Here is a 16,703-nt window from a genome sequence, read left to right on the forward strand (position 1 = left end):
TGTCCATTCAAGGACACATATGCGCCGGGGGTTCGTGTTGAACACGCTCGAAGTCAGTCCGCCTCGTCTTTGGAGGCAATCCGGCGCAAGGACTGATCTGCGAGCTAGTCTGACGTGCCGGCTCACCGGCAGGTCGTCAATCTTTATTCAAGGCATCGTCGATAAGGCTCTTCGCGGCCTGAAACGCGGCTTCTATACTCATTTCCGAAGTGTCAAGCAAGTGCGCATCGTCCGCGGGCCTCAAGGGGCTGTCTGCGCGACCCATATCCCGTTCGTCGCGCTTCTTCACGTCGGCGAAGATAGCCTCGAAATCCGCCTCGCCGCCGCCGGCTATGATTTCGTCGAAGCGCCGCCTGGCGCGCACTTCCGGCGAGGCCGTGACGTAGAGCTTCACCGGCGCGTCCGGGCAGACGACGGTGCCGATATCGCGGCCATCGAGCACCGTTCCCGGTTCACGCCGCGAAAATGCCTGCTGCGCCTCGACCAGCGCCCGGCGAACGGAAGGCATCACCGCGATCTTCGACGCCGCCTCCCCGATCTCGTGGCGCGACAAGACGGACCGGTCGAGGCCGCCGAGATCCAGCTCGCGCGCCATCTCTTCCGCCACCTGCTCGTCGTCGAGCGGCAGCCCCGCATCGAGCAGTGCCTTGGCAGTGGCGCGGTAGGTCAGCCCGGTGTCGAGGTGCTGGAAGCCGTAGGTTTCGGCGATCCGGCGCGAGAGCGTTCCCTTGCCCGCTGCCGCCGGTCCGTCGATGGCGATGACGAAGCCCATCAGGCTGCCCTGCTCTCGACCGGCTCGATACGGGCGCCGAGGCCAGTCATCAGATCCATGAATTCCGGGAAACTGGTGGCGATGATGCCGGCATCGTCAACCGTCACCGCATGTTCGGAGACGAGACCCATGACCAGGAAGCTCATCGCGATCCGATGATCGAGATGGGTGACGACCGAAGACCCTGTGGCATTGCCATAGCCCTTGCCGCCCGGGCGGCCGCGGACGACCAGCGTGTCCTCGCCCTCGTCGCAGTCGACGCCATTAAGCTTCAGTCCATCCGCTACGGCGGACAGGCGATCGGATTCCTTGACCCGCAATTCCTCCAGGCCCAGCATTGTCGTCGCGCCTTCGGCGAAGGCTGCGGCAACGGCGAGCACCGGATATTCGTCGATCATAGAAGGGGCCCGGTCCGCCGGCACCGTAACCCCCTTCAGTTCTGAATGCCGCACGCGCAGGTCCGCGACATCCTCTCCGCCGGCAAGCCGCGGATTGACGACCTCGATGTCGGCACCCATTTCCTGCAGTGTCAGAATGAGGCCAGTGCGGGTCGGGTTCATCAGGACGTTTTCGATCGTCACGTCGGAACCCGGCGCCAGAAGGGCCGCCACCAGCGGAAACGCCGTCGAGGACGGATCGCCCGGGACATCGATCACCTGTCCGATCAACTGGCCGCGGCCTTCAAGACGGATCGTCCGCAGGCCGTCGGCATCCGTCTCCACCATCAGGTTGGCGCCGAAGCCCTGCAGCATCTTTTCCGTGTGGTCGCGGGTCATTACCGGCTCGATAACCGTCGTGACGCCCGGTGTGTTGAGACCGGCGAGCAGGACTGCGGATTTCACCTGGGCAGAGGCCATCGGTACGCGGTAGGTTATCGGGTTCGGAATGGATGGGCCGCGCAGCGTCACCGGCAGTCGGTCGCCCTCCGCGGCCTTCACCTGAACGCCCATCTCGCGGAGCGGATTGAGCACACGCCCCATCGGCCGCTTCGTGAGGGAGGCGTCGCCAATGAAGGTACTTTCGAAGTCATAGACGCCAACGAGACCCATGGTCAGGCGGCAGCCGGTCCCGGCATTGCCGAAATCGAGCGGCGCTTCCGGAGCCAGCAAGGCTCCGTTGCCGGTGCCCTGGATGATCCATTCATCGCCGACCTTATCGATCTTGGCGCCCATGGCGCGCATCGCCTTGCCGGTGTTGATAACGTCCTCACCTTCGAGCAGGCCGGTAATGCGCGTCTCGCCGGCGGCAAGTCCGCCAAACATGAAGGAGCGGTGCGAGATCGACTTGTCGCCGGGGATCCGGACGGTGCCCTTCAGATCGGCGGATTGCAGCGATCGGGCCGGCTTCAACGCAACACCATGCGACATGGCTAGTCCTTCTGTTCTTGTCCCTGGTTTCGCGGGCGTCGTTAGCATAAAGCAGGTAGCCGGTCATCCGGCTAATTTGGCCTTACGGACCGTCAAGTTTACCTTTGACAGAAAAGAGCGTAGGCCTTATGGGGACCGGCTTAGTTTTTTACCCGTTGACAGCCGCTCCGGCGGCCAAGCCGACTTGATCGGCCAGACTCACGAGGCTTTCACAGTGGCAAAAGCGGAACTCGGAACCAAACGTACCGACCCGGATACCGGCAAGAAGTTCTACGACCTGAATCGCGACCCGGTCGTCTCTCCCTATACCGGCAAGTCCTGGCCGCTCTCCTTCTTCGAGGAGAACACGGCCCAGATGAAGATGGAGCAGGCCGAGGAAGAGGAGATCCAGGAAGTCGACACCGAGAACACGGATGTCGAACTGGTCTCGAACGACGACAGCGACGATAACAGCGGCGATGATCTTCCCGACATGGGCGATGACGACGTCGAGATCGAAGGCGACGACGACGACACCTTCCTGGAAGCCGACGAAGACGACGACGATGACGACATGACCGGCATCATCGGCGTCACCGGCGACGACGACGAAGTCTGATCCACCAGCAAGTGCCCGGGGGATCGACAAATTTCGCCGGGCCACGAATTTACGGCTTGCACTCTCGAAAAACCGGAAGTAAGAAGCCGCCACTCCGGGCGACACGCCTTGAGTTTCCCAGGACCGGACACTAGGCCGGACCACCCTGATGGGGCTATAGCTCAGCTGGGAGAGCGCTTGCATGGCATGCAAGAGGTCAGCGGTTCGATCCCGCTTAGCTCCACCAAAATCTTCCCATGTCAAGTCAGGTTGCGCTCTCAACAAGAGTCCTCGCCCGTCGGAACTTTGGCGCTCGCCACCGTCCGCAATTGACATCCGCCCCCATCTCCGCTGAATGGAGCGATGATCACCGGCGCCGCTCATCCTCCACGTCGCCTGCGGGCAGTGCTTCTCCCCCTTCTTCTCGCCTTAAGCCTTTCCGGCTGTGCGGGGCGGCCGGAAGGGGTGCTGATTCCGACGGCGTCTGCGGCAGGGCCGGGCCAAGAGGTCGCTATCTTCGTTGCGACGACGCGGCAGCCTTCCAGCGATCCGGGCATCCTGTTTTCCGGTGAGCGCGGCCAGGATCTTAAAGCAACAGCCATCACCGTTTCCATTCCGCCCGATGCCAACCGCAAGGTCGGCGAAGTGCAGTGGCCGAAGCGGCGGCCGGCCGATCCCGCCACAGAGTTTGCGACCGTGCGGGTCGAGCCGGTCCAGACGGAAAAGGACGCCAACCGCTGGCTTTCCCGCCACCTTCCGCCGGCCAAGCGCGTGCTCGTCTTCGTGCACGGCTTCAACAACCGCTACGAGGAGGCCGTCTACCGGTTCGCCCAGATCGTGCATGACTCCAAGGCCGATGCGGCGCCCGTGCTGTTCACCTGGCCGTCGCGGGCGTCGATCTTCGACTACAACTACGACAAGGAAAGCGCCAACTATTCGCGCGACGGGCTGGAGCGCGTGCTGGACCAGATCGCCGACGATCCGCAGGTGGCCGATGTCGTGGTGCTTGCCCATTCCATGGGCTCCTGGCTAACGGTTGAAGCCCTGAGGCAGATGGCGCTCCGTGACGGCAGGGTCCCCGGAAAGATCAGCAATGTCATCCTTGCCTCGCCTGATCTCGACGTGGATGTCTTTGCCCAGCAGTTCAAGACGATCGGAACACCCGGACCGCGCTTCACGCTGTTCGTCTCCCGCGATGACCGCGCCCTGCAACTGTCCCGACGGATTTCCGGCAGTGTCGACCGTCTTGGACAGGTGGACCCTACGGCAGAGCCCTACCGGTCCCAGTTCGAGGCCGCCGGCATCAGCGTGATCGACCTCACCGCACTAGAGAGCGGCGACCCGCTCAACCATGGAAAGTTCGCGCAGAGCCCGCAGGTCGTCCAACTCATCGGCACCCGACTTCTGGCCGGGCAGGAGATCGCAACGACCAATGTCGCGCTCGGGGAGCGGCTCGGCGCAATTGCCCTCGGCACGGCCCAGACAGTCGGCGGAGTCGCCAGCGCCACGGTCAGCGCCCCGATTGCCGTGTTCGATCCGCAGACCCGCCGCACCTATGGCGAACAGATCAACCGAGTGGGCCGGTCCATCGAGAACACCGTCATCTCCACCGTCGCGCAGTAGCGCCGGCAGACCTCAGCTGGCGATTGCCCGACCATCGGCGTCAAAAAGGTGGATGCTGGTCGCATCGGGCGTTGCGAAGACGATGTCGTCGGCTGAATAGGGGTGTTCGCCGAAAAGCCGCACCGTCACCAGTCCTGCCTGCTCCGTCTGGATGTAGACGATTGTGTCGGCGCCAAGATGCTCCACATGCTCGACCCTGCCCTTCCAGCTACCAGCCTCCCGGGAAAGGGCGATATGCTCCGGCCGGATGCCGATCGTGGTCGCCCCTGCCTCGCCCATTCGCCCGGCTTCGATGAAGTTCATCTGCGGGGAGCCGAGGAAGCCTGCGACGAAGAGGTTGGCCGGGCGATTGTAGAGCTCCATCGGCGAGCCGATCTGCTCTACGGCGCCGGCATTCAGCACAACGATCTTGTCCGCAAGCGTCATCGCCTCGACCTGATCGTGCGTGACATAGATCATCGTCGCCTTCAGGCGGCGATGAAGTGCGGCTATCTCGAGGCGCATATGGACCCTGAGCGCCGCGTCGAGGTTGGACAGCGGCTCGTCGAACAGGAAGAGCTTCGGTTCACGGACGATGGCGCGGCCGATAGCGACCCTCTGGCGCTGCCCGCCAGACAGTTCCGCAGGCCGACGCCCGAGGTATTCGTCAAGGGACAGCATGATGGAAGCCTTGGCGACCCGCTCCTCGATCACCGCCTTCGCCTCGCCCGCCTGCTTCAACCCGAGCCCCATGTTGTCCTTCACCGTCAGGTGCGGATAGAGGGCATAGGTCTGGAAGACCATGGCAATTCCGCGTTTGGCCGGCGGCGTGTTCACCACTTCCGCACCATCGATCCGGACGCTTCCCGCAGTCGCGTCCTCCAAGCCCGCGATGACGCGCAGGAGCGTGGACTTTCCGCAGCCCGAGGGCCCGACAAAGATCACGAACTCGCCGTCCTTCACGTCGAGATCGATCCCCTTCAGCACCTCGTGGGTCCCGAAGGACTTGCGGATGGAGGTCAGTTGCAGCGAACCCAATGGCGTTGTCCTTACGAGATAGGCGGCATTAGAGAATGACTGGCGCGCCGGTCCGCACGCTCTGATCGGCGGCGAGGCAGATGCGCAGCGATTGCACGGCGTCGTTCATGTGGCGGTCGAGGTCGATATCCTCGCGAATGGCCTTGAGCACATAGGCCTGTTCCATGTCGCAAAGATCCTGATGACCCGGTTCGCCAGCCATCGCCAGATCTTCGTCCCCACGCAGGAATTTCCCGTCCGGGCCCGTTTCGGCGGTATGAACCCGGATCAGCGAGGTCTTGGTGTGGGTGTCGATGTCGTCGGACTTCGCGTTCGGATCCATGACGATGGAGACCGAGCCCTTGGGCGACATCACGTCCTTTACGAAGAAGGCGGTCTCGGAGATCATCGGGCCCCAGCCCGCTTCGTACCAGCCGACCGAACCGTCATCGAACATCACCTGCAGGTGGCCGTAGTTGTACATGTCAGGCGCCACCTCGTCGGAAAGGCGCAGGCCCATGCCGCGCACCTGCACCGGCTTGGCATCGGTGATCTGGCACATGACGTCGACATAGTGGACGCCGCAATCGACGATCGGCGAGGTCGTCTGCATCAGCGCCTTGTGAGTCTCCCAAGTGGGACCCGAGGACTGCTGGTTGAGGTTCATGCGGAAGACGTAAGGCGGCCCGAGCTTGCGGGCCTCCTCGATGAGCCGCATCCAGGACGGGTGATGGCGCAGGATATAGCCGATCACCAGCTTGCGGTCGGCGGCCTTTGCCGCCGCCGCCACACGCTCTGCATCGGCCACGGTGGTTGCCAGCGGCTTTTCAACGAAGACATGGCATCCCGCCTCGAAGGCCATGACGGCATAGTCGGCATGACTGTCCGAATAGGTGCAGATCGAGCAGAGGTCGGGCTTCAGCTCGGCGAGCGCCTCCGGGAAAGACGGGTGGATGGTGTAGCCCTGCAGTTCCTCCGGCAGCGCCACTTCGGACCGGTTGACGAAACCGACGATCTCGAAGCCGGGGTTGTTGTGGTAGGCGAGCGCATGGCTGCGGCCCATATTGCCGAGACCGGCGACGAGGACGCGGATAGGCTTGGTTTCAGAATTCACTTCACTGCTCCGGAGGTAATGCCGCGGATCAGTTGCCGCGAGAAGATGACGTAAAGGACCAGCACCGGCAGGATGGCCAACGAGAGCGCCGACAGCACCGCGTTCCAGTTGGTCACGTACTGGCCGATGAACATCTGTGCGCCCAGCGTAATCGTCTTGGTCGCCTCACCGGGCGCCAGGATCAGCGGGAACCACAGGTCGTTCCAGATGGGGATCATGGTGAAGACGGCAACGGTCGCCATGGCCGGGCGCACCAGCGGCAGAACGAGGCGGAAGAAGATCGCGTATTCCGACAGCCCGTCGATGCGCCCGGCATTCTTCAGGTCGTCGGAAACGGTGCGCATGAACTCCGAAAGGATGAAGATCGCCAGCGGCAGACCTTGCGCCGTGTAGACGAGGATCAGCGCCGTCAGCGTGTTGACCAGCCCTGTCGCCACCATGCCCTGCAGGATGGCAACCGTGCCCAGGCGGATCGGGATCATGATCCCAAGCGCGAGATAGAGACCCATCAGCGTATTACCGCGGAAGCGATATTCGGAGAGGGCGAAGGCGGCCATGGCACCGAACAGCAGGACCAGCGCGATCGCGACGACAGTGACGATAAGGCTGTTCTGGAAGTAGCCGACGAAATCTCCCTGCTTCAGCACCGTCTCGTAGCCGACAAGGCTGAAGGTCTTCGGCGTCGGCAGGGCCATCGGCTCGCGGAAGATGGCGTTGCGCGCCTTGAGCGAGTTCACCAGCGTCAGGAAGACCGGAAAGAGCGCAATCAGCGTATAGGTGATCAACGCTACATGGATGAGTCCGGAGCGAAGAAGGGAAGAACGTGCTTTGGACATCTCGCCTCCTTCAGAACTGGTAGCGGCGGATACGCCGCTGGATGACGAAGAGGTATAGCGACACACCGGCGAGGATGATCAGGAACATCACGGTCGCGATCGTCGCACCCATTGGACGGTTGCCCATCTGGTTCTGGAAGCCGAAGAAGGTGCGGTAGAGCAGCGTGCCGAGAATGTCGGTCGAGCCATCCGGTCCGGCGAGCGCCCCCTGCACCGTATAGATCAGGTCGAAAGCGTTGAAGTTGCCGACGAAGGTGAGCACCGAGATGATGCCAATCGAAGGCAGGATCAGCGGCAGCTTGATCTTCCAGAACTGGCTCCAGCCGGTGATGCCGTCGATTTCCGCCGCTTCCAGCACTTCGTCGGGGATGTTGAGGAGAGCTGCGTAGATGAGCATCATCGGTATGCCGACATATTGCCACACCGAGATCAGCGACACGGTGATGAGCGCGCTTTCCGGCTTGCCGAGCCATGGTGAAAACAGCGACTTCAGGCCCACGAGGTCCATCAGGCCGGGCGCGATTCCCCAGATCGGCGAGAGGATGAGCTTCCAGATGAAGCCGACGATGACAAAGGAAAGCAGCGTCGGCACGAAGATGGCGCTTCGGTAGAAGGCGGCAAACCGCAGCGTTGGAACGGACAGCATGGCGGCAAGCGCGATGCCGATCGGATTCTGCACCGCCATATGGATGATGAAGAAGATCGTGTTGTTCCAGAGGGCGTTCCAGAAATCGGCGGCAAGCCGCGGGTCGCCGAACAGGCGCTGGAAGTTTGCCAGTCCAACGAAAGCCATCTGGCCATCAACGACGTTGAAGAGCGACAGCCTCAACGTCTCGATCAGCGGCAGGATCATGACCGCGGTGTAGACTAAGAATGCAGGGGCTAGGAACACGAGGATGTGCCAGCGCATGGTGCGCTTCGGTGGAGCGATCCGCGTCTCGGCAATGTCGGATTGGGTCATCGGCGTGTTCCGGAAACGAGGCATCGTCCAAGTTTATGGCAGCGGCGCCTGCCAGCTACCGCCCGCCCCTCCCGTCGATATGGGCGTGCCGCTGATGGCGGCCGAAGCTCGGGTAGGAAGAAGCCCTCTCCCCCGGTCAGGGAGAGGGCGAGCAATGGTGGCCGAAGGCGTTCTTACTGCTTCGGCTTGTACCAGCTGTCGAGGCCCTTCTGGGTCTCTTCGCCAGCCTGCTCCGGCGTCATCGTGCCGTTGATGACGTTGGCCGAAACCCGCCACATCTCGAGATCGAGGTTCGGATCGCCGCGGCCGACGATGGCGGCACTCGGGCGGATGGTCGTCTCGCAGTTCTCGCGCCAGGATACGAATTCCTGGGCCAGTTCGTCCTGCATGGTCACGGGTGTCGAGTTCAGGCTGAAGAAGCCCGGAGCCGAATTGGCGTAGAGGTCGGCAAATTCCGGCGATGCGACCCACGAGAGGAAGGTCTTGGCGGCTTCGGCATTCTTGCTGTTGGCGTTGAGACCGATGCCGATGTCGTTGTGGTCGGAGATGTAGCACTTGTCGCCCTCAGCCTTCACCGGCGGCGGGAAGGCGCCCATCTCGAAATCTGCCTGGCTCTTGAAGGGTGCGATTTCCCAGGAACCTGCCGGGTAGATCGCAGCGCGTCCGAGCGTGAAGAGATTCTGGCTGTCCGGATAGGTCTGCGCCTCAAAGCCGTCGCCGAGATAGTCCTTCCACTTGGCGAGCGTAGCATAGGGTTCGACCCACTGCGGATCGGTAAGCTTCTGCGTACCATCAATCAGCGCCTTGCGGCCTTCCTCGCCTTTGTAATAGTTCGGGCCGATATTGTAGTAGCCCATCGTGGCGGCTTCCCACTGGTCCTTGGTGCCCATGGCCATCGGGATGTAGTTGCCGTCTTCCTTGATCTTCTCGAGGACTGCGAAGAACTCTTCCTCGGTCTTCGGCACCTCGACGCCGACTTCCTCGAAGGCTGCCTTGTTGTAGATGAAGCCGTGGATAACGGAGGCCATTGGTACGCAGAAGGTGGTCTGGCCATCGTCCGTGGTCCAGGCCGACTTGGCGACGTCGGAGAAGTTCTCCATGCCCGGCAGGTCGTTCAGGGCTGCAAGCTGCCCCTTCTCGAACATGGCGAGAGAGAGATCGAACGGGCGGCAGGTGATGAGGTCACCGGCGGTGCCCGCTTCCAGCTTGGCGTTGACGGCAGAATTGTACTCGGTCGGCGCCATCGGCGCGAAGGTCACCTTGATGTCCGGGTGCTTGGCTTCGAAGGCCGGTATGATCTTCTCCTGCCAGATCGGCAGGTCGTCGTTGCGCCAGCTCTCGATGACGAGTTGGGTCTCCTGCGCCATCGCGATGCCGGCCGGAGCCAGAACGGTCGTAGCAAGCAGCATGCCTCTCAGAATGCGGGTCATATCGTTCTCCCTCTTGTTCGCGCACTCAGGCGCGCTTGTGAAACCCATTATTTGTCTTGAACTCGGCGAGGGTGGTACGCAGCACCTCACCGTTTCTGTGCAGTGCCTGCCGTGCAGACTCGATATCCGGCATCCCGGCCGCGAGGAGAACGGCGACCTTGACCGAGCCTCCGGCTCTATCGAGCAGTGGTCCCGCCTCGTCCATCGCTACGCCGGCGATATCGGAGACCATGCGCGTTGCGCGCGCCTGCAGCTTGATGTTGTCCGGATGAAGGTTGACCATGTGACCGTCATGCACATGTCCGAGCCGGACTGCCGCAAGAGTCGACAGCATGTTGAAGGCGATCTTCTGCGCCGTTCCCGCACCCATGCGGGTCGAGCCCGCAATCACCTCAGGCGGGGTCTGCAGCAGGATCGGGACGTCCGCATCGGCAAACAGGGCCGCCCCCGAATTGTTGGCGATGGCGATGACCTGCGCGCCCCGTCCCTTGGCGGACTCCGCGACGGCAAGTGCATAGGGTGTGGAGCCGCTTGCCGAGACGCAGATGACGCAATCGCCCTGCTCGATCGAAGCGGCATCCGTGAGGGCCTGTTCGACGTCGTCTTCCGGCGAGCCCGCCAGATCACTGAGGCTCGCAACACCGCCAGCGAGAAGGATCACGATCCGCTCTTTGGGGATACCGTAGGTGCCTGGGAGCTCGAGGGCGTCTGCCATGGCCATGAGGCCGGAACTTCCCGCGCCCGCATAAACGATCCTGCGGCCGGCACGCAGCGCCTGAGCCATCAGTTCCGAACCTGCCTCTATTGCCGGGATGGCCGCATCGACAGCAGCGGCCGCAGCCTGTTGTCCAGCCGCGAGAAGCCTCAGGATCTCATGCGGCGGGCGGGTATCCAGCCCCCCTGCTCCTTCATGTCTGGCTTCGGTGGCGGTTCCGCTCATCCGTTTCTCCCTCTGGCTGAAATGATGCCAAAAAAATACCAATTGTCCAGCGGGCAAATTAAGAAATGTGAAGATCGCCTTAATTCGTCGGCTAGTAGGAGGGTTGCGTCGGTCTATTGAGCCAATTCAGCGGCTTTAGCACGCCTCTTCGCTTTCACTCTTGGTAATTGGTATTTTTTTGGTATTATAAGTGCGGAGGTCATCCATGCAGGCATATTTCATTGGCATCGACGGCGGCGGAACAAGCTGCAGGGCTGCAGTGGCGGATGCCGACGGACGCATCATCGGCCGTGGGCGAAGCGGCGCGTCCAACATCCTGACCGATCCCGATACGGCGCTCCGGCACATCGAGGAGGCAACGCGGCTGGCGTTCGGGGAGGCAGGGATTTCCGCCGACCTCTCCGAGGCATCGGCTCTTCTGGGCGTGGCAGGCAACAATGTCGGAGACGCTGTTTCCTACGTCCAGGCCCGGCTTCCCTTCCGGCACTCGGAGATCGTGTCGGATGGCCTCATTGCCCTGCAGGGCGCTCTCGGCGATGACGATGGTGCGATCGGCATCGTCGGCACCGGCACGATCTTCATCCTGCGCCACGCAGATGAGATCCACTATCTCGGCGGCTGGGGTTTCCAGGTGGGCGACCTGGGCGGGGGTGCTCGCCTCGGCCATGCTGCCTTGCAGGAAAGCCTGCTCGTCCATGACCGGATCCGACCCGGCAGCGCCCTGGCGGCCCGTATCCTTGATGAGTTCGCACACGACCCCAGGAAAATCGTCGATTTCGCGCGCGCGGCCCGCCCCGGGGACTACGGACGCTACGCACCGGTCGTGGTTTCCTTCGCCGCGGAAGGCGATGCAATCGCCCTGCGGCTGATGAAGGATGCGGCATCGCATGTGGACGAGGCGCTCGATGCAATGGCACGGATCGACGGCGGCACCGGTCGCCTCTGCCTGCTCGGCGGGCTTGCAGAGATCTACCCATCCTACCTCGCCGAGCGTCACAGGAGCCGGCTCGTCCCGCCGCAGGGGGACGCGCTCACCGGGGCGGTTGCATTGGCCGTGAAGGCGTTCCGGAGGGAGGGGGTATGACGGCACCGCTTGCTTCGCTGCTTCCCCTGGAGGGTCTTCAGGCGCCTGGCGGCGGACCGCTCTACCTTCGGCTGCGGCAGCTGCTCGAGGAAGCCATCCGCTCCGGCCGCCTCGGTCAGGGCGATGCGCTCCCCGCCGAACGGGATCTCGCGGACTACGCCGATGTCAGCCGGGTGACGGTGCGCAAGGCGGTGGACGATCTCGTCCGGGACGGACTGCTGGTGCGCCGCCAGGGTTCGGGCACCTTCGTGGCCAAGCCCGTTTCGCGCGTGCAGCAGCCCCTTTCGCGACTGACATCCTTCACCGAGGACATGGCGCGGCGCGGCCTCGAGACCCGCTCGGAATGGCTGGAACGCGGACTATTCCACCCATCGCCCGAGGAGATGATGATGCTCGGCCTTGCTGCCGGAACGCTGGTCGCACGGCTTGGGCGGCTGCGCATCGCGCGAGACATGCCGCTGGCGATCGAACGGGCGAGCCTGTCGGCGGAATTCCTGCCCCACCCGGAGGCGGTCACCACGTCGCTCTACGCCGAACTCGAGAAAAAGAATGCGCGCCCGGCGCGCGCGATTCAGCGCATCTCCGCCTGCAACGTCAAGGAACCTGAAGCGGGTCTGCTTGCCGTTCCGGTGGGGGCGGCGGGGCTATCGATCGAGCGCATTTCCTACCTCGCCTCCGGGCGGGTGGTGGAATTCACCCGCTCGCTCTATCGCGGCGACACCTATGACTTCGTGGCCGAACTGACCTTGGGGGATTGACAATGCAGACGCATATGCGGCGCGAGATCAACGAGATACCGGAGGCGGTCGCGAGGCTCCTGGAAAGGTCGGCGGGTGATCTGGCTCACGCGGGGCGGGCCCTGCGAGAACGGGATCCGGCCTTCCTCGTCACGATAGCGCGCGGCTCCTCCGACCACGCAGCAACCTTTATCAAGTACGCAATCGAGCTCACGACAGGACGCCCGGTCGCTTCGCTCGGTCCGTCGCTTGCCTCCATCTATCATGCACCAATGAAGCTGGCCGGCAGCGCGGCCATCGCGATCTCGCAGTCGGGCAAGAGCCCGGACATCGTCGCCATGACGCAGGCGGCGACACAGGCGGGGGCCCTCACCCTCGCGCTGACCAATACACCGGCCTCGCCGATGGCGCAGGCCTCTTCCCACACGATTGACATCCAGGCCGGTCCTGAACTCGCGGTGGCTGCGACCAAGTCCTACTTCAATTCGATCGTGGCGGGGCTCGCACTGCTGGCGGAGTGGGTGGACGACGACGCCCTGAAGCGTGCGCTGCAGGATCTTCCGGCGCTCTGCTCACGGGCCGTAAACCTCGATTGGACGGATCTTGCTGGGCAGCTCGGTGATGCGGATTCGCTTTTCATGCTCGGCCGCGGGCCGGCACTTGCGATTGCCAGCGAAGCTGCGCTGAAGTTCAAGGAAACCTCCAACATGCATGCGGAAGCCTATTCCTCCGCCGAGGTCCTGCATGGTCCGGTGGCGCTCGTCGATTATCGATTCCCGGTCATCGCATTTGCGGCGCGCGACGCCGCCGAGGCCTCGGTGGTCGAGATCGCCGATGGTCTGGTCGGCAAGGGTGCCCTTGCCTTCGCGACATCGAGCCGGGCCGGCAAGGCCAGCGAGCTTCCCTTCGTCGCGACCGGCCACCCCCTCACCGATGCACTCTGCCTCATCCTGCCGTTCTACGGCTTCGTCGAAGCCTGGTCGCGCACGCGCGGCTTTAATCCTGACGCCCCTGCGGCGCTCAAGAAAGTGACGGAAACGAAATGACCCCAACAGCCATCCGCAACGCCCGCATCTTCGATGGAGAGACCTGGCATCAGGACTCGGCTCTCCTGCTTTCCGAGGGACGTGTCACGGCTATCGTTGCGGAATCGGACGTTCCCGCCGAGGCCGAAGTCGTCGACATTGGTGACGGCATTCTGGTTCCGGGTTTCGTGGATCTCCAGGTGAACGGCGGCGGGGGCGTCATGCTCAACGACGCTCCGACGGCAGAAGGGCTGCGGACCATCTGCGCCGCCCATGCCCGTTTCGGCACGACCGCACTCCTTCCAACGCTGATCACCGATACGCCGGAGACCACCGCGGCCGTGATCGCCGCCGGACGGCAGGCCATGGCCGGGCAATTGCCAGGCCTGCTCGGCTTGCATCTCGAAGGTCCGCACCTTTCGCTCGAACGCAAAGGCGCCCACGATCCCGCGCTGATCCGGCCCATGGAGGAAGAAGATCTCGCCCTCCTCCTCCCCTGCGGCGGCAGCTTCCCGGCGATGATGATCACTGTCGCGCCCGAGAACGTTACGGAAGCACAGGTTTCGCGTCTGGCCGAAGCAGGCTTCGTCGTCAGTCTCGGTCATACCGATGCGGATTTCGACACCGTCCAACGGTATGCAAAGGCCGGCGCGCGGACCGTCACCCATCTCTTCAACGCCATGAGCCCGCTCGGCCACCGTGAGCCGGGCATGGTTGGAGCCGCCCTGCACACCGGCGGGCTCCATGCCGGCCTGATTGCTGACGGCATCCATGTCCATCCCGCCGCGATGGCGATCGCACTGCGCTCGAAACAGGGACCCGGCCGAATATTCATCGTCACGGACGCCATGTCGCCGATCGGCACCGATCTTGCGCGATTCACGCTGAACGGACGGGAAATCCTTCGTCGCGACGGCCGCCTGACCTTGGCGGACGGGACACTTGCCGGGGCCGACATCGACATGCTTGCCTCTGTCCGCTTCCTGCACGGCAGTCTCGGCCTACCCATCGAAGAGGTGTTCCGGATGGTTTCCACCTATCCGGCCGAGGCGGCCGGGGTCGCCCCGCGAAAGGGCCGTCTGTTACCCGGCACGGATGCGGATTTTGTAGCGTTGACGGACGACCTGCAAATGAAGAGCACCTGGATCGGCGGTGCCTGCGTCTACTCGGCATGATCCCCGAGGAGGGGAAACCGGATCCGGACGCACAGACCGTGCCCACCGGCCCCATCCAGTAGTTCCAGACGCGCATGGTGCAGCTCGGCAATCTCTTCCACGATCGGCAGGCCAAGGCCCGAGCCTGAGGAATCGGCGCGCGTGCCACGGTCGAAGCGCTGCAGGACGGAGTCCCGCCTCTCCGGCGGAATACCCGGCCCGTTGTCTTCCACTTCAAGGATCGCTTCCACTCCCTCTCTCCTGACACGAACTGTCAGGTCCGCACCGCGGCCGGCATAGAGGAGCCCGTTGGCAACGAGATTCTTCAGAAGCTCCGCGAGAAGCAGAGGCTCCCCGGTGATCATCAGCTTGCCGCCGCCCTCGAAACCAAGATCGATGCCCGCCTCTGCCGCGAGTGGGACGTGATCGGCGGTCACGCTCTGCGCAAGCGAGGCAAGATCCGTCTCCCGAAAGGAGGCCGAGCGCGTCGCCGCGTCGATCTTCGCCATCAGGAGCAATTGGGCGAGCAGTCTTTCACCGTCCGCGACCGCTGCATCAGCCTTGCTGACGGCAACCTTCGCGGTCTCGAGGTCCATCGACCGAGATGCGAGGGCGAGCTGGGTGCGGATGATGGCAAGCGGCGTGCGCAGCTGATGGCTGGCATTTCCCGTAAAATGCCGAAGCGCCTCGAGTGCCGATTCAAGCCGCACCATGAACGAGTTGACGGTGTCCACCAGACCCTGCACCTCGCTTGGGACCCGCTCCGCGATCGGATGCAGATCATCGGGACTGCGTTGCGCGATCGCTTCGCTGAAGCGGTAGAGCGGGCGAAGGGAGACGGTGACTGCGATCCACACGATCACGGCGGCACCGATGATCATGAACAGCAGGCGGGCCGCAGACCGGAACAGGATGGTCTGCATCAACTGCTGGCGGGCCATGGTCGTTTCCGCCACCGTCACGCTGAACGGGACGGAATTAATACCAGTCGACGCAGAGCGCGCCAGGACAGCCACCCGGATAGGCTCGCCGCGAAACACGGCGTCCTTGAAGGCGGCCGCCTGACCCTCGCTACGTGGAATCGACGGCAGGGTCTGGTAGCCTGTTATGAAGGTCCCGGGCGGTCCGTCCACACGATAGAAGACACGGTCCTGTGCCGCCGATGTCAGCATTTCGAGCGCGACATAGGGAATGTCGACCTCCAGCCCGCCGTCCTCCGACACCACGACGCGCTCCGCGATCGCCAGCGCTGAGCCCATGAGCACACGGTCGGACACCTCGTCCGCGGTCTTCTCGGCCTCCCGCCAGGTGTCCGCAAGTGCAAACGCTCCGAGCACGGCGGTGGCAAGGAGCAGCCAGGCGAGCAGCCGACGTCGAAGGGAATAAGGGGGTGTCATCCAGCGGTAGCCGTCTCGAGGTAGTAGCCGATCCCCCGGGCGGTCCTCACCGTCAATCCGTGCGGAGCCAGCCGGCGGCGCAGTCGGCTGACATATTGTTCGATGGCATTGGCCGAAAGGTCCTCGTCAAAGCCCGTCAGTGACCCCACGATCGCATCCTTGGAGACGACTTTTCCAGCTCGCAGAAACAGCAGCTCCAACAGGGCAAGCTCGCGCGCAGGAATGTCGAGCGGCACGCCGGCGCTTGTGAATGTCCGGGAGGTAAGATCCAGCATGACGCCCCCGAACTGGACGACGGAACTTCTCAACCCCGCCTGCCGGCGCATCAGCATGCGGATGCGCGCCTCGAACTCGGAGATGTCGAACGGCTTGATCATGTAGTCGTCAGCGCCGAGATCGAGGCCGCGCACGCGTTCCTCCGGTGCGCCGCGTGCCGTCAGGATCATCACGGCTGCGCGGTTCTGCCTCGAACGCATGGAGCGCAACACATCGAGACCATCCATTTCCGGCAGGTTGAGGTCGAGAATGACAAGATCATAGGTCTCCGCCACGGCGACCGCCTCCGCCGAGGCGCCGTCGGCCACCACGTCCACAGCATAGCCGCTGCCGCGCAAGAGCGTCGACAGACCCTCGGCCAACGCCTGATTGTCTTCCACCAGAAGAATTCGCACGTCTATACCCCTCTCGCCG

Annotated in this window: 16 protein-coding genes and 1 tRNA gene; 7 read left to right on the top strand and 10 right to left on the bottom strand. The window is 63.4% G+C overall.

Features of this window, described 5'->3' with window-relative positions; genetic code table 11:
• Window positions 1-136 precede the first annotated feature (136 nt).
• Window positions 137-772 carry a (d)CMP kinase gene (cmk, locus tag FN060_RS16470; RefSeq protein ID WP_142589028.1) on the bottom strand — a complete coding sequence of 212 codons (636 nt, stop codon included), beginning with the start codon at window positions 770-772 and terminating at the stop codon, window positions 137-139.
• Window positions 772-2,139: a 3-phosphoshikimate 1-carboxyvinyltransferase gene (gene aroA / locus FN060_RS16475; RefSeq protein ID WP_142589029.1), complete on the bottom strand. Its 1,368-nt coding sequence runs from the start codon at window positions 2,137-2,139 to the stop codon at window positions 772-774. Before aroA ends, cmk begins: the two co-directional genes overlap by 1 nt.
• Before the next feature lie 214 nt (window positions 2,140-2,353).
• Here aroA and FN060_RS16480 point away from each other — a divergent pair, with 214 nt between their 5' ends.
• The 3 genes from FN060_RS16480 (at window position 2,354) to FN060_RS16490 (ending at window position 4,339) form a co-directional block, all read left to right on the top strand.
• On the top strand, window positions 2,354-2,737 hold the full coding sequence (locus FN060_RS16480; RefSeq protein WP_077548495.1) for a TIGR02300 family protein: 384 nt from the start codon (window positions 2,354-2,356) through the stop codon (window positions 2,735-2,737).
• A 150-nt stretch (window positions 2,738-2,887) separates the two neighbouring features.
• Window positions 2,888-2,963 (top strand) — tRNA-Ala (locus FN060_RS16485).
• Window positions 2,964-3,079: 116 nt separating this feature from the next.
• The gene (locus FN060_RS16490) at window positions 3,080-4,339 is read left to right on the top strand and encodes an alpha/beta hydrolase (RefSeq protein ID WP_142589030.1); all 1,260 of its coding nucleotides are present in this window, start codon (window positions 3,080-3,082) and stop codon (window positions 4,337-4,339) included.
• A gap of 12 nt (window positions 4,340-4,351) precedes the next feature.
• Here FN060_RS16490 and FN060_RS16495 read toward each other — a convergent pair whose 3' ends face one another.
• The 6 genes from FN060_RS16495 to FN060_RS16520 all read right to left on the bottom strand — a co-directional run bounded on the left by FN060_RS16495 (window position 4,352) and on the right by FN060_RS16520 (window position 10,616).
• Window positions 4,352-5,356: an ABC transporter ATP-binding protein gene (locus FN060_RS16495; RefSeq protein WP_142589031.1), complete on the bottom strand. Its 1,005-nt coding sequence runs from the start codon at window positions 5,354-5,356 to the stop codon at window positions 4,352-4,354.
• A gap of 28 nt (window positions 5,357-5,384) precedes the next feature.
• Window positions 5,385-6,449 (bottom strand): Gfo/Idh/MocA family protein, encoded by a 1,065-nt coding sequence (locus FN060_RS16500; RefSeq protein WP_142589032.1) that lies wholly within the window; start codon window positions 6,447-6,449, stop codon window positions 5,385-5,387.
• Window positions 6,446-7,285, bottom strand: coding sequence for a carbohydrate ABC transporter permease (locus tag FN060_RS16505; RefSeq protein ID WP_077548491.1), 840 nt, complete (start codon window positions 7,283-7,285; stop codon window positions 6,446-6,448). Before FN060_RS16505 ends, FN060_RS16500 begins: the two co-directional genes overlap by 4 nt.
• Window positions 7,286-7,295: 10 nt before the next feature.
• Entirely contained in the window at window positions 7,296-8,246 is a 951-nt protein-coding gene (locus FN060_RS16510; protein ID WP_142589033.1) for a carbohydrate ABC transporter permease, read from the bottom strand.
• Between the two features lie 173 nt (window positions 8,247-8,419).
• Window positions 8,420-9,676, bottom strand: a complete 1,257-nt coding sequence (locus FN060_RS16515; RefSeq protein ID WP_142589034.1) for an ABC transporter substrate-binding protein — start codon at window positions 9,674-9,676, stop codon at window positions 8,420-8,422.
• A 25-nt stretch (window positions 9,677-9,701) separates the two neighbouring features.
• On the bottom strand, window positions 9,702-10,616 hold the full coding sequence (locus tag FN060_RS16520) for an N-acetylmuramic acid 6-phosphate etherase (protein ID WP_142589035.1): 915 nt from the start codon (window positions 10,614-10,616) through the stop codon (window positions 9,702-9,704).
• A 205-nt stretch (window positions 10,617-10,821) separates the two neighbouring features.
• On the opposite strand from FN060_RS16520, the gene FN060_RS16525 reads away from it, so the two are divergent.
• From FN060_RS16525 to nagA, 4 genes are read left to right on the top strand one after another with little or no spacing between them, the layout of a single operon-like run.
• On the top strand, window positions 10,822-11,700 hold the full coding sequence (locus FN060_RS16525; protein ID WP_142589036.1) for a glucosamine kinase nucleotide-binding domain-containing protein: 879 nt from the start codon (window positions 10,822-10,824) through the stop codon (window positions 11,698-11,700).
• A complete protein-coding gene (locus FN060_RS16530) occupies window positions 11,697-12,458 on the top strand; it encodes a GntR family transcriptional regulator (protein ID WP_142589037.1) in 762 nt (253 codons plus the stop codon). Before FN060_RS16525 ends, FN060_RS16530 begins: the two co-directional genes overlap by 4 nt.
• A gap of 2 nt (window positions 12,459-12,460) precedes the next feature.
• A complete protein-coding gene (locus tag FN060_RS16535) occupies window positions 12,461-13,483 on the top strand; it encodes an SIS domain-containing protein (RefSeq protein WP_142589038.1) in 1,023 nt (340 codons plus the stop codon).
• On the top strand, window positions 13,480-14,637 hold the full coding sequence (gene nagA / locus FN060_RS16540) for an N-acetylglucosamine-6-phosphate deacetylase (RefSeq protein ID WP_142589039.1): 1,158 nt from the start codon (window positions 13,480-13,482) through the stop codon (window positions 14,635-14,637). The genes FN060_RS16535 and nagA overlap by 4 nt, the downstream gene beginning before the upstream one ends.
• On the opposite strand, the gene FN060_RS16545 is transcribed toward nagA, so the two are convergent.
• Complete coding sequence (locus tag FN060_RS16545) at window positions 14,625-16,013, bottom strand: sensor histidine kinase (RefSeq protein WP_142589040.1); 1,389 nt, start codon at window positions 16,011-16,013, stop codon at window positions 14,625-14,627. The genes nagA and FN060_RS16545 overlap by 13 nt on opposite strands.
• The gene (locus FN060_RS16550) at window positions 16,010-16,684 is read right to left on the bottom strand and encodes a response regulator transcription factor (RefSeq protein ID WP_142589041.1); all 675 of its coding nucleotides are present in this window, start codon (window positions 16,682-16,684) and stop codon (window positions 16,010-16,012) included. The genes FN060_RS16545 and FN060_RS16550 overlap by 4 nt, the downstream gene beginning before the upstream one ends.
• Between the last annotated feature and the right edge of the window lie 19 nt (window positions 16,685-16,703).

The organism is Pseudorhizobium halotolerans (assembly GCF_902153235.2).
In the GTDB taxonomy this organism is placed as follows: Bacteria; Pseudomonadota; Alphaproteobacteria; order Rhizobiales; family Rhizobiaceae; genus Neorhizobium; species Neorhizobium flavum.